The sequence below is a fragment of the Streptomyces sp. NPDC058295 genome, from assembly GCF_042880655.1.
GTDB lineage: Bacteria > Actinomycetota > Actinomycetes > Streptomycetales > Streptomycetaceae > Streptomyces > Streptomyces coriariae.
In genome coordinates this window covers 1-21,699 of sequence record NZ_JBHVYO010000072.1, presented here as the reverse complement: position 1 = coordinate 21,699, position 21,699 = coordinate 1, and the positions used below count along the sequence as shown (strand labels likewise).

Sequence of the window (21,699 nt, the reverse complement as noted above, 5' to 3'; positions counted from 1 at the left end):
ATCGGCGAGGTGGTGGAGGTCATGGCGCAGCTGCCGGACGACCGAGCCCGGCAGGAGGTTCTGGCGCTCGTGGAGGTCGCGCGGATGGATCCGCGGGCCTGGCCCGATGTCCGCGATCCGGGCTCGGTGGAGGAGATCCGGGAGGCGTTCGGACGGCGGTGCTGGATCCAGTTCATGCCGCACGCCGGAGCGATCGAGGTCCGTGACAGCGGATGGGCGGGCTGATCAGTCCCCCTCCCGGTCGGCTTTCGAGGGGCGCTTCGTGGAATGCCGGGCGGATCGCGCCTCATCGACGCTCTGCTGCAGCGCGGTCATGAGGTCGACAGCGGGTTCGCGTGACGGTGGTTCGGCCAGCTCGTCTCCGGTGACGACGGCGTCGACCAGCTGCTCCAGGGCGTGGGCGTACCCGTCGTGGTCCACGCTGTCGTCGACGCCGATCATTTCCTGCACCAGCACTTCCGCCAGTCGGCGCTCACGGTCGCTGAGCGGGACGGCGGGGACCAGGTGGGCGAGGGCTCCGGGGTCGCGGATCTCATCGCTCCAGCGCAGGGTCTGCAACAGCAGCAGTCCGCGGTACGGCCGGATGACCGCCTTGCGTTCTCGGCTGCGGATCGCGACCTTGGTTCGTCCGGGAGAGGACCTCCACCAGCAGGGCGTACGGCCGGTCCGCGGTCCCTGCGGCGGGAGCAACGTAGTACGGCCGGTCGTAGCTGATCGGGGCCACACCCTTCGGATCGATGATTCCCACCACCGTGATCGTGCGCTTGGTCGGCAGCGGCAGGCGGGCGAGGTCGTCCTCGGAGAGCGGCAGCAGGCGGCCGTCCGGGAGGGCGACGCCCCGCCCGACCTCGGAATAGCTGATCTCCCGGCCCTCCGCAGCACAGAAGCGGCGGTGCTGGACACGGCTGCCGTCGGCGGTTTGGATCCCATGGAGCCGCACGGTGTGCTCTTCGGTAGCCGCGTAGAGCTGGACAGGAATCGCGACCATCCCGACGGCGATGGTGCCCGACCAGGTAGCGGTGGCCCTCATGCCTCCAGCGTCGGCGGCCGTGGCTCCCCTCGCATCCGGGAGGGGAAACCACGGCCGCGTGAGGGCACCGGGGAGCTCGGTCAGCGGTGGCGGAGTTCCACCGGACTGCCGAGCACGGGGAAGGCGGCACGGACGCGGGCGGCGGTGTCGGGCTGGAGCAGCGAGTAGGCGTAGAGCGTGGCGCCGTCGAACCCCTCTGGAGCTTGCCCCCAGCCCTCCCAGTCCAACACCTTCAGCGGCGCTGTGACGTTCGCCCAGTGCAGGTCGGCATGGGCGGAGGTCCAGCAGGTCACGGCCGGGGCCGAGATCCCAAGGAACTCGGGGATGGCCCGGTCCATGTACTGCCGCCGTACGGCGACGCGCCCGGTGGCGACCGCCGACACGTTCTCCAGCGCCCCGGTGAGGTCCTGCCACCAGGAGTCCGGCAGCTGGAGGCCGCGCCGGACGATCGGGTCGTCGGACAGGACCGGCTGGCCGACGCGGGCCGACAACTCCGCCCGGTAGGCGGTGCCGTCGTCGAAGGCGTCGTGCATGCCCCAGGAGCGCGGGCCGGTGCCAAGGGCCTGGGCAAACTCCGCTACGTCGTCGAGCAGGCCTTCGCCCTCCTCCACCAGTTCAAACGCCTCGCCATCCGATGGGAACGACACCTTCGTCTCCCTGGCACGCAGCCTCATCTGCTAACGGCGCCGCAAGAAGGCCCACCCATGATCGTGTTACGAGCTCTAAAGACCACGACCCAGAGTCGATGAAGAACTGGGAGAACGGCCGCAGCGAACCGAAATCATCGCGCCTGGACGCCTATCAGCGGCTGCTGAACGGGTGGGCGGCGAGGTATCCCGCCCCCCACGCCACGCCACGCCCGCCGCCGCGACGGCGTCAGCGGCGCTCACCAAACCGGCGACGTCCGAGGTGGAGACGACGGACCCGCAGGCTCCCCCCGTTCCAGCTGCCGGGTCGGCGCGTCCCCTCCCCCGGCCCGCCTCCACATCGCGCCGTCCGGCCGCGAGGAAAGCGGCGCAGCCCGCCGTCGATCCGCGCTTCCCGCACGGCCCGCTCGCCGTGCTGGACGGTGACGGTTCCGCGTACGGCGTCGACGGAATCGTGCTCGACCGCCCCGCGACCACCATTGCGGAGCTGGTGGAGGCTGCGTCATCTCGTGGCTCCGGAGGTCCAGGGCGTCGAGCAGGTGGGAACGGCGTGTCGATGCGGCCGTCCGTGATGGTGCCAAGATCCCCCTCCCCCTCCCCGCCGGCGGGGACGGCCACAGCGCGCCGCGCCTGATCTGAGCCAGCGGCGTGCTCCCCGCGCCTGCGCGGATAGTGGCCTATGGGGGTGCGCAGGGGAGGTTGCGGGGAAGAATGGCCGCCATGACGTCTGAAGGCTCCTCCATCGACCCGGCCAAGCCCAGCATCGCCCGCGTCTACGACTACCTGCTCGGCGGCAAGGACAACTATGCCGTGGACCGGGAGATCGGCGACGTGTTCAAGCGCGACCTGCCCGGTTCGGTGGCCATCGCCTTCGCCAACCGCGCGGCCCTGACCCGGGCGGTCAGAGAGATCGCGAAGACCACCGGCATCCGGCAGTTCATCGACCTGGGCAGCGGCCTGCCGACCGCGGACAACGTCCACCAGGTCGCGCAACGCCACGCTCCCGAGTCCCGGGTCGTCTACGTCGACATAGACCAGCAAGTGCTGGTGCACGGCCGCGCGCTGCTGGAGAACAACAACCGCACCCGCTTCGTCGCGGTCGATGTGCGCAACCCCGAAGGCATCCGCACGCACCCCGGCACCCTCGAAATCATCGACTTCACTCGTCCCGTCGCCGTCATCCTCAGCGCCATCCTCCACCACGTCAACGATGACGAGGACCCGGCCGGCATCGTCCGCTACTGGCGCGACCACGTCCCTTCCGGAAGCTACTTCTTCATCAGCCACTTCCGCTCCGGCAACAACCCGGAGACCGCCCAGGCCGAGAAGGTCCTCCAGCAGACGTTCGGCCGCGGCCGGTGGCGCACGGACACGGAAATCGCCTCTCTGCTGGACGGCCTGGAGATCCTCGACCCCGGGATCGTCCCCGCGTCCCTGTGGCATCCCGACGAGACCGACAACCCATGGAACAACGGCGAAAAACGAGAACTCACAGTCTGGGAACACCTCATCGCCGCCGGACTGGCCCGCAAACCCTCAGCGTGATCCCCGGACGTCACCGAGACCGTCAAGGCAGCCGGCTGCCTCGCCCCGGTGACGGCTCTTCTCACCCCGGCCGGTGGCGAAACGAAACGCCAACTCGGCTGCGGCGTTCGCGGCTTCGCAGCGTATAAGTCACCTCGATGGGAGCCAAACCCCAGCATCCGTAGGGGTCGTACGGTCGTATACCCCCTCCACGCCCCCTTGGTCTATATACCCAAGTACCGACGCGGCCCGTTCACCGACGAGATCTTGAACCGGTGCGAAGGGATCATGCGCAACGTGTGCGCCGACTTTGAAACACAGCTGGTGGAGTTCAACGGCGAACGCGATCACGTCCATCTGCTGGTGCACTATCCGTAAGCCCGCCGTGGTCATCGCCGGCGAGGCGTACGCGTCATGCGACAGACTGGCCGCCCGTTACAGAACGGCAGTCCACCGACCGATGGAGCGAGCGGGACCCCCGGCGGTCGGAGAGACTCGCCAGCCGGCGGACGGCGTGGGGGCGGCCGGAGTCCCGCTTCCGCCTGGCGGATCACGCAACGCCACGCTTGAGGCCCGCGCCGGAGGAGCAGCGCTGCGCCGGACCGGCCCGGCCCTACGCCGCCGACGCTGAGGACCAGTGCGCAGGCCCGCGCTGCGTTGCACTGTCCAGCCCGAGCAGGCACTACTCAAGAAGCTGAATAGTCGCTCTAGATGAATAGTCACATTCTTGAGTACGATGTGATCACGGGTGAGGAAAGGGGTTGCGTCGATGGCCTCGCGACATGCCGTGCCGGCGGCGCCACTGGACGGCGAGTACAGCGGACACCGGCCTGCGAAGGCGTTCGGCGTCGGCGTCACGACCCTTTGGGGCGCCCTGCCCCAGCAGCCGTACGTCAAGCTCACCGAGCCGGAGAAGGAAGGGCCGGTGGTCGAACAGCCAGAGGTGCGAGCGTCTGCGGCCGAGGCCGAGATCGAGCTTCTCGGAAGGCCGCTGCGGCCACCACGCGGGGATGCGGACGAAGAGGAGTCCGTACACCTAGGCGAGCGGATCGGGCCGTACCTGACCTGCCTGCGCGGCCTCGCCTCTGAGCCGGGCCACCGGTGCCTGCGCATCGCAACTGTCCTGCGGGAAAGGCGGACGGCTCATGCCGAGCGGTGAATACCTGCGTTACGTCGCCCTGGGCGACAGCCAGACCGAAGGACTGGGCGACGGCGACGACACCGTCGGCCTACGCGGCTTCGCCGACCGGTTCGCCGAGCACCTCGCAGCCCTCGACCCCGGGCTCCGGTACGCCAATCTGGCCGTACGAGGACATACCGCCGGCCAGGTCCGCACGGAGCAGCTGGGGCCTGCCCTGGCCCTGCGCCCCGACCTGGCCACCGTCGTCGCCGGGGTCAACGACCTGCTCCGGCCGCGGTACAGCGGCGCTGAGGTGGCCGGGCACCTGGAAGAGATGTTCGCCGCGCTCACGGTTGCCGGGACCCACGTGGTGACCCTGACCTTCCCGGACCTTGCCAAGATCGCGCCCCTTGCCCGGCCCATCAGCTCCCGCGTGTTCGACCTCAACACCCGCATCCGCGCTGCGGCCGCCCGTCATGGAGTCACGGTCACCGAAACCGGCCGGCAGGCCGTCACCACCGACCCACGGCTGTGGACCGCGGACCGACTCCACGCGAGCCCCCTCGGCCACGAACGGATCGCCGCGGCTCTCGCCCAAGCCGTCCACCTGCCCGGCAGCGACGATGCCTGGACGCTCCCCCTCCCGCCACAGCGGGTTCCCGCGGGCTGGCAAGCCGCCGGAGCCGAACTGCGCTGGGTGGCCGCACACCTCGGACCCTGGCTCGGACGCCGTCTGCGGGGCAGGTCCTCCGGCGACGGCCGCACCGCGAAACGCCCCCGGCTCCTGCCCGTGAACGCCACGCCCGACTCCACGGCGGACGCCGGTCACCTGGGTTAGGTGGCCGCGCCGCATCGCCGGACCCGGCCGAGCCGTCGTCCTACGGCGCAACCGGTGCTGTGCGGGCCACGTAGACGGTGTTGGTCGACGTACCGCCTTGCAGAGGGTTGTCGAAGTCGACGACATGGGCCGCTGCTTGAGCGAAGACCTCCGTGAGCGTGGAGGTGAACTGCTCGTCGGGCGGGTCGTTCGACCACAGGGCGAACACCCCGCCGGGGTGGAGGTGTCCTGCGAGGGCACGGAGCCCGGCGGGTTGGTAGAGGGCCGCGTGGCGTGGGTGGAGCACATGGCGTGGTGAGTGGTCGACGTCCAGCAGGACGGCGTGGAAGCGGCGGCCCGGGGCCTCGGGGTCCAGGCCGCCGGAGTCGGCGGCGAGCGCGAAGAAGTCGCCGTGCACCAGGCGACAGCGGGTGTCCGAGGTCAGCCCGGCTCCGAGGGGTACCAGGTGCCGCTGGTGCCAGTCGATGACTTCGGCGAGCGCCTCGATCACGGTAAGCGAGCGCACCCGGGGGTCGTCCAGGGCCGTCTGGGCGGTGTAGCCGAGCCCGAGTCCGCCGACGGCCACATCCAGTTCGGGCCGTTCGGTGTCCGGCAGCTCGGCCAGTCCGAGTTCCGCGAGCGCGATCTCGCCGGCGGTGAAGAGGCTGGACATCAGGAACTCGTCGCCGAGCTTCACCTCGTACACGTCGTCCCCCGAGACCGGATGGCGCCGGCGCCGCAGACTGATCTCGCCGATCGGTGTCGGCTGCCAGTCGATCTCCTCGAAGCGCAGGCCCATCCGTTGACCTTTCTGACGTGCGTGAATGTAGGGGCGCCGTTGCCGGCGTGGCGACGGATGATCCGCCGTGGCGTGGGAGCGGGGAGCCAGGGCGGCGGGTCCGGTCAGGCGTCGATGATGACGGGGATGATCAGCGGCCTGCGGCGGTGCGTGCGGAAGGCCCAGTTGGCCACGGCTCGGGCGACGAGCTGTTCGAGCTGGTGGGCGTCGCCGACGCCTTCCTGTGCGGCGGTGGCCAGCGTCTTCTCGATGACGGGGATGACCGGCTCGAAGGTGGTGTCGTCGTGGACGAAGCCGCGGGCCAGGAAGTCGGGGGCTTCGGCGAGGGCGCCGGTGTCGGCGTCGACGATGGCCACGACCGTGATGACGCCCTCCTGGGCGAGGGTGACCCGGTCCTTGAGGGACGCCTCGGTCGCGCCGCCGACTTCCATGCCGTCCACGTAGACGTTGCCGGCGGGCACCTTGCCGGTGATGGAGGCGCGGCCGTCGACGAGGTCGACGACGACACCGTCCTCCGCGATGACGACCCGGTCGGGGTCGACGCCGGTGCGGATGGCGAGGTCGGCGTTGGCCCGCAGATGGCGGAACTCGCCGTGGACGGGCATGACGTTGCGGGGTCGGACGATGTTGTAGCAGTAGACGAGTTCACCGGCGCTGGCGTGGCCGGAGACGTGCACCTTGGCGTTGCCCTTGTGGACGACGTTGGCGCCCCACCGGGTCAGGCCGTTGATCACCCGATAGATGGCGTTCTCGTTGCCGGGGATGAGGGAGCTGGCGAGCAGGACGGTGTCGCCCTTGCCGATGCGGATCGCGTGGTCGCGGTTGGCCATCCGCGACAGGGCGGCCATCGGCTCACCCTGAGAGCCCGTACAGACCAGGGTGATCCGGTGGTCCGGCAGCTTCTCCAGTTCCTTGGCGTTCACGACCAGGCCGGACGGGACCTTGAGGTAGCCGAGGTCGCGGGCGATGCCCATGTTGCGGACCATCGAGCGCCCCACGAAGGCCACCTTGCGGCCGTGCTGGTGGGCGGCGTCCAGGACCTGCTGGATGCGGTGCACATGGCTGGCGAAACTGGAGACGATGACCCGGCGTGGCGCGGTGCGAATGACCTGTTCGATCGCGGGGTTCAGTTCGCGTTCGGAGGTGGTGAAGCCGGGGACCTCGGCGTTGGTGGAGTCGGTGAGGAACAGGTCCACGCCCTCCTCGCCGAGGCGGGCGAAGGCGCGCAGGTCGGTGATCCGGTCGTCCAGGGGGAACTGGTCCATCTTGAAGTCACCGGTGTGCAGCACCATGCCTGCTCCGGTCCGCAAAGCCACCGCGAGCCCGTCCGGGATGGAGTGGTTGACGGCTACGAACTCGCAGTCGAACGGGCCGAAGCCGCGCCGATCGCCCTCGCGCACGCGCACCGTGCGGGGCCTGATCCCGTGCTCCTTGAGCTTGGCCTCCAGGAACGCGAGGGTGAGCTTCGAGCCCACGACAGGGATGTCCCTCCGCTCCCGCAGCAGATAGGGCACGCCCCCGATGTGATCTTCATGGCCGTGGGTGAGTACGACGGCCACGATGTCGTCCAGGCGGTCCCGGATGGAGGTGAAGTCGGGCAGAATCACGTCCACCCCGGGCTGGTTCTCCTCCGGGAACAGCACCCCGCAGTCCACGATCAGCAGCTTGCCGGCGTGTTCGAAGACCGTCATGTTGCGACCGATTTCGCCCAGGCCGCCCAGGGCAGTGACCCTTAGCCCGCCTTTGGGCAGCGGCGGGGCGGTTTTGAGTTCTGGGTGCGGATGGCTCATGACCTCACGTTACCGAAAAGTCTGCCGGTGTGATCCACTGCCCCGCACCGGCGATGCGACACGCGGCGCGGCGCCCCGGCCAATCGGGCAGGGACAGGGTCCGGGCGGCCGCCTCGATGCGCCTTCCTCGCGCCGGCGGTGCGGCGGTGTGCCCGCATCGCTTTCGAGTCCACGGACACGTCGACGGCTGCTTCGCGGAGTGCCGGTCGACGGGGACACGCAGCGCCAGGAGAACGCGGGACGACCAAGGCCGCCCACGTACGTGAAACAAGCGGCAGCCGCGGCGCCGGGACCAGTTCGGCCCATGGCGGGAGCGGGCGGCAGCAGCAAGGGCCTCCGCAGGCGGTGCGGACACCGCAAGGTCCGTCACCAGCCCTCAACAGCATGATCACAAGGGAGGCGAACCGGGATCAACAGCCACAGCGACAGGGGCCCACCGAAGTCGAGTCACCCATCGGCTGGTCTGCGCGGTGACATCGGGGGCAGACGGCGGTGCAGCGGCCCAGACGTCTTGGCCGACACCGCCGTATCGCGCCGACCGTGGGAGATTTGATGCCGACCGCCGTACCGCACAGACCGGCCGAGCTGCCCGGTGGGAGACCAGGAGCCGCCCGGACCGGCCGCTCGTTCCCGCTGCCCCGAGGCACCGGCCGAACCGCCGCGCGTATCGCGGCGCTGACGGTCTGCCAGGGCGCGCTGATGGTGGGATTCGGGCTGCTGATCACCGGGCCCGCCCGCGGACTGTGGCCGATGACGGCCGAGGACGACATCAACGAGGGCTTCGAGCACGCCCGGACCGGCACCCTGACCACCCTGTCGTTGATCGGGTCGGAGGCCGGCAACACTCTCACCGTGATCGCCGTCACCGTCCTGGCGTGCGCGGGCCTGATCCTGCTCCCCCGCCTGCCGATGTGGCGTCAGGCGGCCTTCCTCGCCGTGGCGGTGGCACTCCAGGCGCTGGTCTTCTTGGTCATCACCGAGTCGGTCGACCGCCACCGCCCCGAGGTGCACCGTCTCGACGCCTCCCCGCCGACCTCGAGCTACACGTCCGGCCACACCGGGGCGGCCACCGCGCTCTACGGCGGACTGGCGGTGCTCGCGCTGTCCCGGCTCCGCGGGCCGTGGCGGCGGATCGTGGGCGCTCTGCTGCTTCTCCTGCCGGTGCTGGTGGCCGTCGCCCGCCTCTACCGGGGCATGCATCACCCCACGGACGTCGTGGGCGGACTGGTCAACGGCACCCTGTCCCTGCTGATCGTCGGACGCGCCCTCTTCACCGACGGAACCGTGACCGCTCCGGCAGGGGCGAGCACCACCCCGTCCTTCGCGAGCGCGGGGACGAGCGCGGGCGCACCGGGCCCGGGCCGGACTGCGGTGATCTTCAACCCCACGGTGACCGGCGAAGCCGACCGCGAGGCACTGCGGGGGATCCTGGAAGGGCACGGGCATCGCGAACCGGTGTTCATCGAGACCACGGCGGAGGATCCGGGCACGGGTCAGACGGCCGGCGCGGTCCGGGACGGCGCACAGCTGGTCGTGGTCTGCGGTGGTGACGGAACCCTGCGGGCGGCCGCTGACGCCCTGGCCGACAGCGGCGTACCGATGGCCGTCGTGCCGTGCGGCACGGGCAATCTGCTGGCCCGCAACCTTGGCCTGCCGCTGTCCCCCGTCGACGCGCTCGACGCCGCCCTGTCGGGCGCCCCGCACCGCCTCGACCTCGGCCGCATCGAGGGTGACGGCCTCACCGCCACCCACTTCGCCGCCATGTCCGGGGCCGGTCTCGACGCCGCGATCATGGAGCACACCGACGACCGCGCCAAGTCCGTCCTGGGCTGGCCCGCCTATGTACTGGCCGGAATCAGCACACTGCGCACACCGCGGATGCGTCTGACCGTCCGACTCGACGACGCGCCCGCCCTGCGCCGCACGGCACGCATGGTGCTCATCGGAAACGTCGGGACCGTGCAGGGGGGGACGACGCTCCTGCCGGCCGCCCGCCCCGACGACGGTCAGCTCGATCTGCTGGTCCTCGACCCGCGCGGCGTCGGAGGCTGGATACGCGCGCTGGCGACGCTGCTCCGCGGTGGTGCACACGCGCCCCGGCCGTCAGCCGTGGACACCGTCAGCACGCGGGACGACGACGGGAGCGGCGTACCGGTGGAGTTCTTCACGTTCCGCCGGGCCCAACTGGCCTTCGACTCCGCGCAGTCCCGAGAGCTCGACGGCGATCCCGTGGCACCGGGCCGCCGGCTCACCGCCGAGGTCAGGCCGGGCGCACTGACGGTGCTGCTGCCCGCTGGAGGTGCGTGACATGGGTACCGCGACCAAGGTCCCCGAGACCCGTGACATGACCGGCGACGAACTGTCCGCCGACGAAGCGCTGGCGTCACTGCGCCGCTACGGCCGCTGGGCCCTGTTGCGCGACTCCTTCGTCCGTTTCCGGTACGCCGACGGCTTCACCCATTCCCGCGCGCTCGCCCTGCAGACGGTCCTGTCGGTGATCCCGCTGGCCATCGCGTTCGTCGGGCTCTCCACCACGCTGCACACCGAGAACATCGGTCGGCTCGCCGAGCTGACGATCCACCGGATCGCCGAGGGTCCCAGCGCCGACGTGGTCGACGACGCGCTGAATCGCAGCCGCCGCACGGCGGGCGACGGCGCTCAGGTCGCGCTCTGGTTCGGTCTGCTCTTCTCACTTGTCAACACCACCACCGCGATGTGCCAGGTGGAGCGAGGCGCCAACCGTATCTACGGGAACGAGCGCGACCGCCCCTTCGGGCAGAAGTACCTGCGCGGTCTGGTGATGTCCGTCAGTGCCGGGCTGCCGCTCGGACTGGGGTTCATCGTCATGGTGGCCGGCGGCGACCTGGCGTCCGCGGCGGTGACCGTCTACCGACTCGACGGCGCCGCCCAGAGCGCCTGGGAGATACTGCGCTGGCCCTTCGGGCTGCTGCTCGCGCTCATCTCTGCCAGCGTGATCTTCCGCCGATCGCCCCGCCGCCGACAACCCGGATACACCTGGCTGGCCTTCGGCGCCGCCGTGTACCTGGTGCTGTGGACGGCGCTGACCTGGCTGCTGAGCCTGTATCTGGGGATCAGCGGCTCCTTCGACGCGGTCTACGGGCCGCTCAGCGCCTTCATGTCACTGCTGCTTTGGGCCTATCTGACCTCCATCGCCCTTTTCCTCGGACTGGCGTTCGCTGCGCAGCTGGAGGCGGCGCGGGCCCTCCAGGCCGGTCCGATCGAACCCGATCCTGGAGTCTGAAATGGTTGTGCGAGCCGCGGTCCAGAACCTCCGAGACCGTCGCCGCCGGGCGGCCGACCGCACATTCGGCGTCCGGCTGTTCGCGGCGGCAGCCGTCGCCGCCGTCGCCGCCGTGCCCTTCGCGCTGCTGCTCGTCCTCGTCGAGGGCCAGTGGCAGCCGCTGCGCCGCCTGGACGCGGGCGCCGCTCAGCGACTGCACCACACAGCCGTGACCCACCCGGCGTGGACCAGCTTCCTGCGCTTCCTGTCCGACTGGGTCTGGGACCCGGCCGTCCTGCGGACGGCCGTCGCGCTGCTGACCCTCTGGCTGGTGTACCGCGGGGCGTGGCGGCTGGCCGCCTGGTCCGCCGTGACCGCCGTGGCCGGCGGGCTGATCGGACTACTGGTCAAGACGGTGGTCGAGCGGGCCAGGCCGTCGCTGGAGGATCCGGTGGCCCATGCTCCGGGATTCTCCTTCCCGTCGGGTCACGCGATGACGGCCACCACATCGTTCGCTGTCCTGCTGCTGGTCCTGCTTCCGTTGGTGCCGCACGCCTGGCGGCCCCTGTGTTGGTGCGCCGCCGTTCTGTCGGTGCTCGGAGTCGGCTTCACCCGGGTCGCGCTCGGCGTGCACTGGTTCAGCGACGTGGTGGGCGGCTGGCTGCTCGGCCTGGCCGTCGTCGCCCTCACCGCCTGGGCTTTCGAGGCCTGGCGCGCCGACATCGGCCGGGACCATGCCGAGGTGAGCGAGGGGCTGGAGCCCGAACTCGTGGACGCCCGCCCCGAGCCGTGACCACCCGAACCGTCGCCTCCCTCTGAATGTCCGGTTCGCTTGTGCTGTCACCGTCGCCTGCACGCACGCGAGCGACGAGGGCATCGACGTCCCGTACGGTGAGCCGGTCGAACGGTGCAAGGACCTCATCTCGGGCAAGGACACCGTGTTCGGCGCCGCCGGCCGCATCCGTTCCTGGCGCGTCCGACCGTGAGCACAGGGCAATTCGACGGCCGAGGCGGGCAAGAGGCGGGAGTTCGACCCGGAGTTCAGGCTCAGGTGACCGGGCCCGACCGGGAGGGCGCGGGGTCGTAGGACGACTCGCGCACGATGTCGCTCAAGCGCTGTGCGGCGGTGAGCAGTTCGGTGTGGGTGGTGTAGAGCGCGTTGACGCCGAAGCGGAGCAGGTCGGGGGCGCGCATGTCGATGACGACGTTCCGGTCCGCCAGGGCTCGGGTCAGGCCGAGGGCGTGCGGGTGGCGCAGGGACACATGGCTGCCCCGGCGGGTCGCGTCCCGGGGTGTCACCGGGGTGATGTCCAGCGGGGCGAGCAGTTCCTCGACGCAGGTCAGGAAGAACTCCGTCAAGGACACGCTCTTGGCCCGCAGCTGTGCCAGGTCCACGTCCTCGAAGACGGTGAGGGCCGCCTCCAGGGCGAGCAGGGACAGGATGGGCGGGGTGCCGATACGGGCGCGGGCGATGCCCGGGGCGGGTGTGTAGTCCCGGTCCATGGCGAAGGGGCTCGCATGGCCGTTCCAGCCGGTCAGCGGGGTGTCGAGGGCATCGTGGTGACGGCGGGCGGCGTAGAGCCAGGCGGGCGCGCCGGGGCCGCCGTTGAGGAACTTGTAGCCGCAGCCGACGGCGAGGTCCACCTCCAGGGCGTCGAGGTGCAGCGGCATCGCCCCGGCGGCGTGGCACAGGTCCCACACCGCGAGCGCGCCGGCCCGGTGCGTGGCCTCGGTCAGCGCCGCCATGTCGCACAGCTCGCCGGTGCGGAAGTCGACCGGTGAGTAGCTGACCGCCGCCACTCGGGAGCCTTGTTCGGCGAGGAACTTCTCCAGGTCGGCCGGGGGTATCCGGCGCACCTCCAGGGCATGGCCGCGGCGGGCCACCGCGTCGGCGAGGTAGCGGTCGGTGGGGAAGTGGCCGGGATCCGTGACCAGCAAGGGCCGGTCGGGGCGCAGCGCGGTGGCCGCGCTGAGCGCGGTGAACAGCTGCACGCTGGTGGAGTCGCCCGCCACCGTCTGCCCCGGCGCGGCGCCGACGAGGCGGCCGATGGTGTCGCCGATCCGCAGGGGCGCGTCCCACCAGCCGCTGTCGTTCCAGGAGCCGATCAGGCCGGTGCCCCACTGGCGGGCCACGACGTCCGCCAGGGCGGGCGGGACCGCGGCGGGCAGCGGGCCCAGGGAGTTGCCGTCGAGGTAGATGACGCCCTCAGGAAGGACGAACCGCTCGGCCAGCGGGGCCAAGGCGTCCTCGGCGTCGGCGCGGGCGGCCCGGTCTTCGATCGAGGTGGCGGCGGTCATGAGTGCGTGGCCCTCCCCGGGGCGGTGCCGGTATCGGTGCGGGGGGCGGTGGCCGTGTCGGTGCCGTCGCGCGGTGCGGCGAAGCCGGCGGACATCTCCCACAGGGTGTCGGCGACCGCGCGGGCTGCGGGGGCCCCGGGCTCGATGAGGGTGTAGTGGCCGGTGCCGGGCAGCACGACCGTCCTCAGGTCCTTGTGCACGGCCGCGTAGTCGGTGAACTGGGTGAGCGGGACCTCCTCGTCCACGGCGCCGTGCAGCAGCACGGTCGGCACACCGGTGGTACCGGCCCCGCGCAGCAGGGTGAGGGGGTCGACGGCGGGCAGCCGTTCCTCGAACACAGCTTCTCCCCCGAGGAGTTGCAGGGCCGCGTCGTCGCTGAGGCCGTCCCGGCGGGTGGCGGTGAGGTCCGTGATCGGGGCGAGTGCGAGCACGCCGGTCGGGAGGGTGCCGGTGTGCCAGCGGGAGCCGTCGGCCAGCAGGCCGCGCGCCGCGCACCACAGGGCCAGATGGCCGCCGGAACAGTGGCCGGCCAGTAGGTAGGGCCGCCCCTCGGGAAGGGTGTCCACGATCCGGGCCACGTCGTCGAAGGTCTCGGGATGGCCGCCGGCCCCGCCGGAGCGGCGGAAGCCCGGCAGCAGCACGTCGAAGCCCTGCTCGCCGAGGTAGGCGGCGAAAGGAGTGAGGTGCATGCGGTCGTAGCGCCAGTAGCCGCCGTGCAGCAGGATCACCAGGGGGGCGTCGGGGTCCCCGGCCGGCCAGGCGTCGTAGGACTGGTGCGGGTGGTCGCCGTAGCGGCCGTGCGCCGGAGCCAGCACCGGCTTCAGGCTCAGTACCCGCTTCTCCTCCTCCGCCGCGAAGGCGGAGATCACCCTAGACCCCACCGCGCACCTCCCACAGCTCCGGGAAGACCGGCCGGTTCGCGCGCTGTTCGAGCCAAGCGAGGCCCGTGGAGCCGGCGCTGCCGCTCTTGGTGCCCATGGCCCGGCGGACGACCATGACGTGGTCGAAGCGCCAGCGCAGGACGAGTTCGGCTATGTCGGTGAGCAGTTCGCCGAGGACGAGCAGCGGATGGTTCTGGGGGCCGGAGTAGATCAGTCGCCACACCTCCACGACGCCCGGGTCCGACGTGTAGGGCGCGCTCACGTCGCGCTCCCGGACGTGCTCCGGGACCGGCAGCCCCCGCCGGTGCAGACAGCCGAGCACCTCGTCGTACAGGGACGGCTGGCGGTGGGTGTCGCTGAGCGCCTCGTGCACGTCGGGGTCGCCCTGGTGCAGGCGGAGCATCGCCTCGGACTTGTCGCCGAGCAGGAACTCCAGTTGCCGGTACATCGCGGACTGGAAGCCCGAGGCCTTGCCGAACGCGGCTCGGAAGCCGTTGAAGCGGGCGGGGGTCAGAGCGGCCAGGGGTGCCCAGGCGGCGTTGAGGGCGGTCAGGGCGCGGCGGCTGCGTGTCAGGGCGTCCATGGCGGCGTCCAGGTCGTCCTTGGCGAAGGCCGTGCCGGCGCTGCGCCACTCGTGGACGATCAGGGTGAACCACAGCTCCATCACCTGGGTGGTGACGACGAAACCCATCTCGTCGGGTGCCTCGGTGAGGGGCTGCTGGAGGTTGTTGAGGAGGGACGCGTGCACATAGGCGTCGTAGGGGCTGGCACCGTCGAAGGGCCGGGTGAGTGAGTCGTCCGCGGCCCGGGCCGGTGCGGACGTGCCGTCGTTCATGGTGAGGGCCTCCTGTTGCTGCCGCGGGCGGCGCGGCGGGACGGGCGCGGGGCTCACGGGCCGAGGTGGACTCCGCCGGAGGCGTCGATCCACTGGCCGGTCACCCAGCGGGCGTCGTCGCTCGCCACGAAGGAGACGACGTCGGCGATGTCCGCGGGGGCGCCGAGCCGGCCGAACACGGAGGCCGCCTCGTACCTCCGGCGGATCTCCGGGACGGCGAGCGTCGGGTTGATCTCCGTCTCGGTGTAGCCGGGCGCGACGCTGTTCACCGTGATGCCCCGCGGTCCCAGTTCCTGGGCGAGGGCCAGGGTGAGGTAGTCGAGGGCGGCCTTGGTCATGGTGTAGGCGATGATCGGCGGGAAGGCGACACGCGTGGCGACCGAGGAGATGTTCACGATCCGGCTTCCGTCGCGCAGCCGGTCCAGAGCACGCTGGATGATGAAGAACGGCGCCCTGGTGTTGATCGCGAACACCCGGTCGTAGTCGTCCTCGGTGACGTCCGCGATCGGGCGCGGGACGGTGATGCCGGCGTTGTTGACGAGGATGTCCAGGCCGGGTGCGGCGTCCTGCCCGGCGAGTGCGTGGTCGAAGGCCGTCCACAGGGTGTCGGCGTCGCCGGGCACGCCCAGTTCGGCGTGGACCGGGAAGGCGCGTCCGCCGTCGGTCTCGATCTCCTTGACGGTGCGCTCGGCCGCCTCGTGGTCGTGTCCGTAGTGGACGGCCACGAGGGCGCCCTCGCCGGCCAGTCGGCGGGCGACGGCCCGGCCGATGCCGCGGCTGCCGCCGGTGACCAGAGCGGTCCTGCCCGCGTGCCGCAGGGGGGTGGTCATCGCGTTCTCCTTCTGCTGGGGTGGGTGGTGGCCGGGGCGGGTGCCGTCATGCGTCGAAGTCGACGGTGACCTCGCTGCCGAGGGGCCTGGCGCGGCAGGTGAGCGTGTAACCGGCGGCCAGTTGCCCGGCGTCGAGGGCGTACTGGGGGCCGGTCGCGACCTCGCCGGTGAGGACCTTGGCACGGCAGCTGCCGCAGATTCCCTCGCGGCAGGCGTACGGCACGTCCGGGTGGTCGCGCAGTAGCACGTCGAGGAGCGCGGGGTCCCGCGGCCCGGCGGTGACGACCCGGCGATGGCCGTCGTAGAGGGCGGTGACCCGGGTGCCCTCAGGGGTGCGCGGCGCGCCGGGCAGGGGCGGGGTGCCGGGTACGGGCGGGAGCGGCGGGGTGTCGCCGAGGGCGAACAGCTCGGAGCGGACCAGGGCCGGGTCGGCTCCGGCGTCCGTCAGCGCCCGCCGGACGGTGGCGATCAGACCGGCCGGACCGCACAAGGCGAAGGTGGTGTCCGGGCCTGGCCGGGTGTCCAGCGCGGCGAGCAGCCGCGGCAGGCCCTCGGCATCGATCCGGCCGCCCAGGGGCGGGCGTCCTTCGCGGGTCAGTATGTGGAGCACGGTGAACCGGTCGACGAACGCGTCCTTGAGCAGGGCGAGTTCGTCGGCGAGCAGGGCGTCCGCGGCCGTGGGCACCGAGTGGACGAGATGGACCCGGCACGTGGGGTCCGTGCGCAGCGCACTCGCGCCCATGGCGGCGAGCGGGGTGATGCCGGAGCCGCCCGCGATCAGCACGTGGTGGGCTCCGGGCAGCTCGGGCAGGGCGAAGGCCCCGGCGGGCGCGGAGAGTTCGAGGCGGTCGCCGGGTGCCAGACGGGTCAGCGCGTACGCGCCGAAGCCGTCCGGGGCGCCCCGCTTGATCACCAGCCGCAGCGCACCGGGCTCCTCGGGCGGCGGGCACACCGAGTAGCTGCGGCGCAGTTCCTCGCCCGAGCGGCGGTGCCGGACGACGACGTGCTCGCCGGGTCTGTGCGCGAAGGTGGCGCGGAGGGGGTCCGGTACGTCCAGGGTGACGGCGACGGCGTCCCCGGTGAGGTGCTGGACAGCGGTGACCGGGATCCGGTGCCAGCCGGTGCGCCGGCGGGCGCCGTCGGTCGCGAGGACGGGGTTCGGACGCGTCCTCATAGCGCGCTCAGGTGGGGGAACAGCTCGCGGCAGGCGGTGCAGCGCAGCATCGACTGGCAGCGGGTGGGGCCGAACGCACTGTGCGGCCGGGTGGCTCGGGAACCACAGTGCGGACAGGGCACCCCGGTGAGCCGGACGAGGACCGGGCCGTCCCCCGGTGCGGGCGTGGGCGGGGCGATGCCGTGGGCGGCGAGCTTGGCGCGGCCGGCCGCGGTGATGCGGTCCGTCGTCCACACCGGGGACAGCACCTGCCGTACCCGGGCGTCGGGGTGGCCGCAGTCCGTCAGGACGTCGCGGATCGAGGAGGCCATGGCGGCCAGGGCCGGGCAGCCCAGGTAGGTGGGGGTGAACTCCACCTCGAGACGTCCGTCGGCAGCAGGACCGACCGAGCCGATCACGCCGAGGTCGCCGAGGGCGATGAAGGGCAGCTCCGGGTCCGGCACCGCCTCCACCCGGGCGCGGACCTCCGATGCCGGGAGGGCCGTGCCGCCGTTCACCAGGTACCTCCGGGGAACTGGCGGCGCACCGACTGGAGTTCGGCGACCAGGGACGCGAACTCCTCGGTGTGCAGGCCCGCCCGGCCGCCCCCGGCCCGCCAGCGGGGGGACGGCACAGTGAGTCCGGACCGGGTGATCACCTCTGTCGTGCTCCGCTCCCATCCGGGGCGCAGCGGGGCGGGCGAGGGGGCCGTTCCGGCGGCGGCGAGGTCGCGTACCGGGTCGTCCTCGTCGAAGAGTTCCGCCGTGTACGGCCACACGTGATCGAGGCCCTCCTGCATGCGGCGGGCGCTTTGGGCGGTCCCGAGGCCGAGGCGTTCGGTCCAGGTGTCGGCGTGCAGCCGGTGGAAGGCGATCTCCTTGGCGGCCCGCTGTCCGAACGCGGCCAGTTCGGGGTCCGCGCAGCCGCCGAGCGCCCCGTAGTACGCCACGGCGTAGTGGGTGTAGACGAGTTGCCGGGCGACGGTGGCCGCGAAGTCGCCGTTGGGCAGCTCGGTGAGCAGCGCGTTGGTGAACTCGCGGTCGGTCCGGGCGAAGGCGAGGTCGTCCTCGTCGCGTCCGGTGCCGTCGAGGCGTCCGGCGAGGGTGAGCAACCACCGGGCCTGGCCGACGAGGTCGAGGGCGATGTTGGACAGCGCCAGGTCCTCCTCGATGGTGGGCGCCCGGGTGATCCACTGGCACAGCCGCTGGCCGAGGACGAGGGCGTCGTCGCCGAGGCGCAGCAGCTGGACGGCGAGCCGGGGGTCGGTGCGGCCGTCCGCCTCGGTGGCGGCCGCCTGCTCAGTCGTCGTGGCCACCGTCGGGGCTCCTCTCGGTCGTGAGCGGCACGAACTGCTGCGGGTACCGGTACGGCTTGTGCCGCGCGTTGGCGAAGTACGGGTCGCGTTCGTCCGGGGAGGCGGTGTGCACCGCGTCCGAGCGGACCACCCACAGCGACAGCGGGTCGCCCCGTCGGGTGTAGAGGTCACGCGCCCTGAGCAGGGCGGTGTCCGGGTCGTAGGCGCGTACCGAGCCCACGTGGTGGTGGGAGAGTCCGCGCCGGGGCCGCAGGAAGACCTCCCAGGAGGCGGGGACGCCCTCCGGCCGCGCCGCCGGGGCGCCTTCCGACTGCCCGCCGCTCATGCCCGTACCTCCGTGCGGTCGTGCCCGTGCTCGTGCCCGTGCGCACCGGCGTCCTGGCCGGCCGCCCCGTCGCCGTCCCGGGTGCGGGCGGCGTACGCGGCGGCGGCCTCCCGTACCCAGGCGCCGTCCTCGTGCGCCGCGCGCCGGTGGGCGACGCGCTGCCGGGCCCAGTGCGTGTCCTCGCCCAGCGCGCGCCGGTAGACGTCCCAGTCGACCGGGGTGAAGTCGTAGTGGCCGCGTTCCTCGTTCCAGCGGATCGCCGGGTCGGGCAGGGTCAGGCCGAGACGTTCGGCCTGCGGGACGCAGCTGTCGACGAAACGCGCGCGCAGTTCGTCGTTGGTGTGCCGCTTGATGCCCCAGGCCATGGCGCGGCGCGAGATCGAGGCACCGACCGCCGCGGTGCGCGCGTCGGCGCCGCCCGCCTCGGTGTCGGGTGGGCCGAACATCAGCGCCACGGCCGGCAGCCACCAGCGGTCCACCGCGTCCTGCGCCATTGCCTTCTGTGCCGGTGTCCCCTCGCACAGGGCGCGCATCAGGTCGTAGCCCTGCCGTACGTGGAAGGCCTCCTCCTGGCAGACGCGCCGCATGGCCCGTGCGTAGGGTCCGTACGAAGTACGGCACAGCGGGGCCTGGTTGATGACGGCGGCGCCGTCCGTCAGCCAGGCGATGGTGCCGGTGTCGGCCCAGGTCAGCGCGGGGTGGTCGAAGGTCGCCGAGGCGCGCTGGCGGCCCTGGTGCAGGGCGTCCAGCAGGTCGGCGCGATCCACGCCCAGCGTCTCGGCGGCGGAGTACAGGTACAGGCCGTGGCCGGCCTCGTCCTGGACCTTGGCGATCAGCACCGACTTGCGGTGCAGGGAGGGCGCCCGGGTGAGCCAGGCGCCCTCCGGCTGCATGCCGATGATCTCGGAGTGGGCGTGCTGCGCGAGCTGCCGGAGCACCATGCGGCGGTAGCCGTCGGGCATCCAGTCGCGCGGTTCGACGGCCTCACCGGCGCCGACGAGCGCCTCGAACCTCGCCGTCAGTTCGTCCTCGCCGGCGGCCGCGGTGTCGGCGGGCACTGGCATCACTCCTTAGGTGCTTCCCGGGCGCCGCTGCGCCCGCCTCGCCCGGTGGATCGGGCGCGGCCTCCGTCTGGGAAAGAGGCCGTGCGGGAGGCCCGCAATCCCCCGGCGTGCCGGATGGGGCGCGTGACAAACGTCACGCGGGGGTGCGGGGATTGCGGTCCGGCGCGGGGGCCTCTTGTTCGGGTGACAGGCGAAGGACGCGATCCGCTCGGCGGTCGGCCTGCCGGGCGAAAGGGGTAACCATGAGCACCGTCAGGGAGTTGCTGGTCGAGCTGACCGGCACGGAGGAGTTCGCCGACGCCGGGCGGGTCGGTGACGACCTCGACCTCGCCGCGAGCGGCATCGACTCCGGGGACCTGGTGCGGCTGGTGCTGCTGGTCGAGCAGCGGGCCGGAGTGGAGATCACCGCAGACGACATGGAGAAGCTGCAGACGATCGCCGACTACGAGCGTTTCGTGGCCGAGCGGTCCGCGACCGGTGCCGGTGGCGGTGCCTGATGTGGCTCACGCAGCTGCTGGAACGCAACCGGCAGTGCTTTCCCGGGCGGACGGCACTGGTCGACGAGCGGCGCGCGGTCACCTGGGCCGGTTTCCACGACCGTACCCTCGAACTCGCGCGGGGATTCGCGGAGCTGGGAATCGAGCACGGTGACCGTGTCGCCGTGCTCTCCAAGGACCGGATCGAGGTGCTGGAGACCTACTTCGCGCTCGCCCGCCTCGGTGCACTGTTCGTACCGCTGAACCACAGCCTGGCCGTGCCCGAGGTCGCCGACATCGTGGCACGCGTCAGCGCGGTCGCCGTGTTCGGTGAGTCCGAACTGCTGGACCGCCAGCCGGAGTTCCCCGCCTCGGTGCGGATCACGATGGCGTTCGACAAGCCGGCCTTCGAGGCATTGGGCAGTGTGGCGGCACGGCGGGAGCTGCCGCCCGTGGCCGACACCGATCCGGTGGCGGTGCTGCACACCTCGGCGACCACCGGGCGGGCCAAGGGCGTCACGGTCGACAGCGCCTCGTTCCGTGCCATCGCCCTGGGCTGGCTGGTGCAGGCCCGGCCCACCGACGACATCGTGATGGTCAACTGCTGTCCGCTGTACCACGGCAGCATGGTGGTGTCCCTGACCTACATGGCGACGGGCGCCACCATCGTGCTCATGCCGGGTTTCACCCCGCAGCGGGCGCTGGCCGCGGTGGAACGGCACCGGGCGACCCATATGTGGATGGTCCCGCAGATGGTGCGCTTCATGCTCCAGGCCAAGGCCGCGGACCGCACCGACCTGTCCACGCTCCGGGAGATCCTGTACGGCGCCGCCCCCATGCCCCTCGACGTGTACGAGGAGGCCGTACGGCGCCTCGGCTGCGGCTTCCGGCAGGTGTACGGCATGACGGAGGTCGGCGGCCCGTTCGTCACCCTCGGCCCCGACGAGCACCCCTCGCCCGGGGACGCCACCGTGCGCATCCCCTGCGGTCGCGTGATCCCGGGTATGTCCGCCCGCGCGGTGGGCTCAGACGGGACGGAGTCGCCGCGCGGCGAGATCGGCGAGATCGTGGTGCGCGGACCCGGTGTGATGCAGGGCTACTGGAACGACCCGCAGGCCACGCGGGAGATCGACCTCGACGGGTGGATCAGGACCGGGGACCTGGGGTTCGTGGACGAGGCGGGACGCATCCACCTCGTGGACCGCACCAAGGACGTCATCATCCGGGCCGGCCAGAACGTCTACCCCTCGGAGATCGAGCGCGCCCTGATGAGCCACCCGGCGGTACGGGACGCGGCGGTCGTCGGGATGGCGGACGAGGACTACGGCGAGGTGCCGCTGGCGTACGTGGTGGCCGAGCCGGACACCGGCGCCCTGGAACTGCTGAGCCACATCTCGGGGTTGCTCGCCCCCTACAAGAGGCCGCGACGAGTGGAGTTCATCGAGCAGGTGCCCCGCAACCCCGCCGGGAAGATCGTCAAGAAGCTGCTGCGGACCTGAGGGCACGCGCCTCCCCGCGGCCTCCCCGACCGCCGGCACCGGGCCCGGCCACCGC

Annotated in this window: 23 protein-coding genes and 1 pseudogene; 10 read left to right on the top strand and 14 right to left on the bottom strand. The window is 71.8% G+C overall.

Annotated elements, in window-relative coordinates; all coding sequences use genetic code 11:
- Positions 1-21 precede the first annotated feature (21 nt).
- Positions 22-225, top strand: a complete 204-nt coding sequence (locus tag ACFVYS_RS40755; RefSeq protein ID WP_389510537.1) for a hypothetical protein — start codon at positions 22-24, stop codon at positions 223-225.
- Here the strand turns inward: ACFVYS_RS40755 and ACFVYS_RS40750 are convergent, their stop codons facing one another.
- The 3 genes from ACFVYS_RS40750 to ACFVYS_RS40740 all read right to left on the bottom strand — a co-directional run bounded on the left by ACFVYS_RS40750 (position 226) and on the right by ACFVYS_RS40740 (position 1,677).
- Complete coding sequence (locus tag ACFVYS_RS40750; protein ID WP_389510535.1) at positions 226-558, bottom strand: hypothetical protein; 333 nt, start codon at positions 556-558, stop codon at positions 226-228.
- Positions 533-1,030, bottom strand: a complete 498-nt coding sequence (locus tag ACFVYS_RS40745) for a Ku protein (protein WP_389510533.1) — start codon at positions 1,028-1,030, stop codon at positions 533-535. The genes ACFVYS_RS40750 and ACFVYS_RS40745 overlap by 26 nt, the downstream gene beginning before the upstream one ends.
- Before the next feature lie 80 nt (positions 1,031-1,110).
- Positions 1,111-1,677: a hypothetical protein gene (locus tag ACFVYS_RS40740; RefSeq protein ID WP_389510531.1), complete on the bottom strand. Its 567-nt coding sequence runs from the start codon at positions 1,675-1,677 to the stop codon at positions 1,111-1,113.
- A 720-nt stretch (positions 1,678-2,397) separates the two neighbouring features.
- Between ACFVYS_RS40740 and ACFVYS_RS40735 the strand changes: the two genes are divergently transcribed.
- From ACFVYS_RS40735 to ACFVYS_RS40720, 4 genes and pseudogenes are all read left to right on the top strand, one after another.
- On the top strand, positions 2,398-3,222 hold the full coding sequence (locus ACFVYS_RS40735) for an SAM-dependent methyltransferase (protein WP_389510529.1): 825 nt from the start codon (positions 2,398-2,400) through the stop codon (positions 3,220-3,222).
- A 156-nt stretch (positions 3,223-3,378) separates the two neighbouring features.
- Positions 3,379-3,576: pseudogene (gene tnpA / locus ACFVYS_RS40730) on the top strand (IS200/IS605 family transposase); the annotation flags it as partial.
- A gap of 394 nt (positions 3,577-3,970) precedes the next feature.
- Positions 3,971-4,360 (top strand): hypothetical protein, encoded by a 390-nt coding sequence (locus tag ACFVYS_RS40725; protein ID WP_389510527.1) that lies wholly within the window; start codon positions 3,971-3,973, stop codon positions 4,358-4,360.
- A complete protein-coding gene (locus ACFVYS_RS40720; RefSeq protein WP_389510525.1) occupies positions 4,347-5,159 on the top strand; it encodes an SGNH/GDSL hydrolase family protein in 813 nt (270 codons plus the stop codon). The genes ACFVYS_RS40725 and ACFVYS_RS40720 overlap by 14 nt, the downstream gene beginning before the upstream one ends.
- Before the next feature lie 40 nt (positions 5,160-5,199).
- On the opposite strand, the gene ACFVYS_RS40715 is transcribed toward ACFVYS_RS40720, so the two are convergent.
- Together ACFVYS_RS40715 and ACFVYS_RS40710 are read right to left on the bottom strand one after the other, a co-directional pair.
- Positions 5,200-5,937, bottom strand: coding sequence for a spermidine synthase (locus ACFVYS_RS40715; protein WP_389510523.1), 738 nt, complete (start codon positions 5,935-5,937; stop codon positions 5,200-5,202).
- Positions 5,938-6,041: 104 nt separating this feature from the next.
- The gene (locus ACFVYS_RS40710; RefSeq protein WP_389510522.1) at positions 6,042-7,727 is read right to left on the bottom strand and encodes a ribonuclease J; all 1,686 of its coding nucleotides are present in this window, start codon (positions 7,725-7,727) and stop codon (positions 6,042-6,044) included.
- 552 nt (positions 7,728-8,279) lie between these two features.
- On the opposite strand from ACFVYS_RS40710, the gene ACFVYS_RS40705 reads away from it, so the two are divergent.
- Genes ACFVYS_RS40705 through ACFVYS_RS40695 form a run of 3 tightly spaced genes read left to right on the top strand, consistent with a single transcriptional unit; the run spans position 8,280 to position 11,761 of the window.
- Complete coding sequence (locus tag ACFVYS_RS40705; RefSeq protein WP_389510520.1) at positions 8,280-10,034, top strand: diacylglycerol kinase family protein; 1,755 nt, start codon at positions 8,280-8,282, stop codon at positions 10,032-10,034.
- Between the two features lies 1 nt (position 10,035).
- On the top strand, positions 10,036-10,989 hold the full coding sequence (locus ACFVYS_RS40700; RefSeq protein WP_389510518.1) for a YihY/virulence factor BrkB family protein: 954 nt from the start codon (positions 10,036-10,038) through the stop codon (positions 10,987-10,989).
- Position 10,990: 1 nt separating this feature from the next.
- Positions 10,991-11,761: a phosphatase PAP2 family protein gene (locus ACFVYS_RS40695; protein WP_389510516.1), complete on the top strand. Its 771-nt coding sequence runs from the start codon at positions 10,991-10,993 to the stop codon at positions 11,759-11,761.
- A gap of 254 nt (positions 11,762-12,015) precedes the next feature.
- On the opposite strand, the gene kynU is transcribed toward ACFVYS_RS40695, so the two are convergent.
- From kynU to paaA, 9 genes are read right to left on the bottom strand one after another with little or no spacing between them, the layout of a single operon-like run.
- Positions 12,016-13,266, bottom strand: a complete 1,251-nt coding sequence (gene kynU / locus ACFVYS_RS40690) for a kynureninase (protein WP_389510514.1) — start codon at positions 13,264-13,266, stop codon at positions 12,016-12,018.
- Complete coding sequence (locus tag ACFVYS_RS40685) at positions 13,263-14,147, bottom strand: alpha/beta hydrolase family protein (RefSeq protein ID WP_389510513.1); 885 nt, start codon at positions 14,145-14,147, stop codon at positions 13,263-13,265. The genes kynU and ACFVYS_RS40685 overlap by 4 nt, the downstream gene beginning before the upstream one ends.
- On the bottom strand, positions 14,137-14,982 hold the full coding sequence (locus ACFVYS_RS40680) for a tryptophan 2,3-dioxygenase (protein WP_389510512.1): 846 nt from the start codon (positions 14,980-14,982) through the stop codon (positions 14,137-14,139). Before ACFVYS_RS40680 ends, ACFVYS_RS40685 begins: the two co-directional genes overlap by 11 nt.
- A gap of 53 nt (positions 14,983-15,035) precedes the next feature.
- Entirely contained in the window at positions 15,036-15,812 is a 777-nt protein-coding gene (locus tag ACFVYS_RS40675) for an SDR family oxidoreductase (protein ID WP_389510510.1), read from the bottom strand.
- Between the two features lie 46 nt (positions 15,813-15,858).
- A complete protein-coding gene (locus tag ACFVYS_RS40670; protein WP_389510509.1) occupies positions 15,859-16,986 on the bottom strand; it encodes a 2Fe-2S iron-sulfur cluster-binding protein in 1,128 nt (375 codons plus the stop codon).
- Positions 16,983-17,483, bottom strand: a complete 501-nt coding sequence (gene paaD / locus ACFVYS_RS40665; protein WP_389510507.1) for a 1,2-phenylacetyl-CoA epoxidase subunit PaaD — start codon at positions 17,481-17,483, stop codon at positions 16,983-16,985. Before paaD ends, ACFVYS_RS40670 begins: the two co-directional genes overlap by 4 nt.
- Positions 17,480-18,280, bottom strand: coding sequence for a 1,2-phenylacetyl-CoA epoxidase subunit PaaC (gene paaC / locus ACFVYS_RS40660; protein WP_389510505.1), 801 nt, complete (start codon positions 18,278-18,280; stop codon positions 17,480-17,482). Before paaC ends, paaD begins: the two co-directional genes overlap by 4 nt.
- A complete protein-coding gene (locus ACFVYS_RS40655; protein ID WP_389510503.1) occupies positions 18,264-18,605 on the bottom strand; it encodes a 1,2-phenylacetyl-CoA epoxidase subunit B in 342 nt (113 codons plus the stop codon). The genes paaC and ACFVYS_RS40655 overlap by 17 nt, the downstream gene beginning before the upstream one ends.
- Positions 18,602-19,669: a 1,2-phenylacetyl-CoA epoxidase subunit PaaA gene (paaA, locus tag ACFVYS_RS40650; protein WP_389510501.1), complete on the bottom strand. Its 1,068-nt coding sequence runs from the start codon at positions 19,667-19,669 to the stop codon at positions 18,602-18,604. The genes ACFVYS_RS40655 and paaA overlap by 4 nt, the downstream gene beginning before the upstream one ends.
- Before the next feature lie 242 nt (positions 19,670-19,911).
- Between paaA and ACFVYS_RS40645 the strand changes: the two genes are divergently transcribed.
- Both ACFVYS_RS40645 and ACFVYS_RS40640 read left to right on the top strand, forming a co-directional pair.
- Positions 19,912-20,166, top strand: a complete 255-nt coding sequence (locus ACFVYS_RS40645; protein ID WP_389510499.1) for an acyl carrier protein — start codon at positions 19,912-19,914, stop codon at positions 20,164-20,166.
- A complete protein-coding gene (locus ACFVYS_RS40640; protein ID WP_389510497.1) occupies positions 20,166-21,644 on the top strand; it encodes a class I adenylate-forming enzyme family protein in 1,479 nt (492 codons plus the stop codon). The genes ACFVYS_RS40645 and ACFVYS_RS40640 overlap by 1 nt, the downstream gene beginning before the upstream one ends.
- Positions 21,645-21,699: the final 55 nt, after the last annotated feature.

What these genes read in the sequence shown, in the direction of transcription:
- ACFVYS_RS40710 (WP_389510522.1), bottom strand. Translation starts at nt 7,727, where the DNA reads ATGAGCCATCCGCACCCAGAACTCAAAACCGCCCCGCCGCTGCCCAAA.
- kynU (WP_389510514.1), bottom strand. Translation starts at nt 13,266, where the DNA reads ATGACCGCCGCCACCTCGATCGAAGACCGGGCCGCCCGCGCCGACGCC.
- ACFVYS_RS40680 (WP_389510512.1), bottom strand. Translation starts at nt 14,982, where the DNA reads ATGAACGACGGCACGTCCGCACCGGCCCGGGCCGCGGACGACTCACTC.
- ACFVYS_RS40675 (WP_389510510.1), bottom strand. Translation starts at nt 15,812, where the DNA reads ATGACCACCCCCCTGCGGCACGCGGGCAGGACCGCTCTGGTCACCGGC.
- ACFVYS_RS40695 (WP_389510516.1), top strand. Translation starts at nt 10,991, where the DNA reads ATGGTTGTGCGAGCCGCGGTCCAGAACCTCCGAGACCGTCGCCGCCGG.
- ACFVYS_RS40715 (WP_389510523.1), bottom strand. Translation starts at nt 5,937, where the DNA reads ATGGGCCTGCGCTTCGAGGAGATCGACTGGCAGCCGACACCGATCGGC.
- ACFVYS_RS40645 (WP_389510499.1), top strand. Translation starts at nt 19,912, where the DNA reads ATGAGCACCGTCAGGGAGTTGCTGGTCGAGCTGACCGGCACGGAGGAG.
- ACFVYS_RS40755 (WP_389510537.1), top strand. Translation starts at nt 22, where the DNA reads ATGGCGCAGCTGCCGGACGACCGAGCCCGGCAGGAGGTTCTGGCGCTC.
- ACFVYS_RS40700 (WP_389510518.1), top strand. Translation starts at nt 10,036, where the DNA reads ATGGGTACCGCGACCAAGGTCCCCGAGACCCGTGACATGACCGGCGAC.
- ACFVYS_RS40655 (WP_389510503.1), bottom strand. Translation starts at nt 18,605, where the DNA reads ATGAGCGGCGGGCAGTCGGAAGGCGCCCCGGCGGCGCGGCCGGAGGGC.
- ACFVYS_RS40745 (WP_389510533.1), bottom strand. Translation starts at nt 1,030, where the DNA reads ATGAGGGCCACCGCTACCTGGTCGGGCACCATCGCCGTCGGGATGGTC.
- ACFVYS_RS40725 (WP_389510527.1), top strand. Translation starts at nt 3,971, where the DNA reads ATGGCCTCGCGACATGCCGTGCCGGCGGCGCCACTGGACGGCGAGTAC.
- paaA (WP_389510501.1), bottom strand. Translation starts at nt 19,669, where the DNA reads ATGCCAGTGCCCGCCGACACCGCGGCCGCCGGCGAGGACGAACTGACG.
- ACFVYS_RS40640 (WP_389510497.1), top strand. Translation starts at nt 20,166, where the DNA reads ATGTGGCTCACGCAGCTGCTGGAACGCAACCGGCAGTGCTTTCCCGGG.
- ACFVYS_RS40720 (WP_389510525.1), top strand. Translation starts at nt 4,347, where the DNA reads ATGCCGAGCGGTGAATACCTGCGTTACGTCGCCCTGGGCGACAGCCAG.
- ACFVYS_RS40735 (WP_389510529.1), top strand. Translation starts at nt 2,398, where the DNA reads ATGACGTCTGAAGGCTCCTCCATCGACCCGGCCAAGCCCAGCATCGCC.
- ACFVYS_RS40705 (WP_389510520.1), top strand. Translation starts at nt 8,280, where the DNA reads ATGCCGACCGCCGTACCGCACAGACCGGCCGAGCTGCCCGGTGGGAGA.
- ACFVYS_RS40670 (WP_389510509.1), bottom strand. Translation starts at nt 16,986, where the DNA reads ATGAGGACGCGTCCGAACCCCGTCCTCGCGACCGACGGCGCCCGCCGG.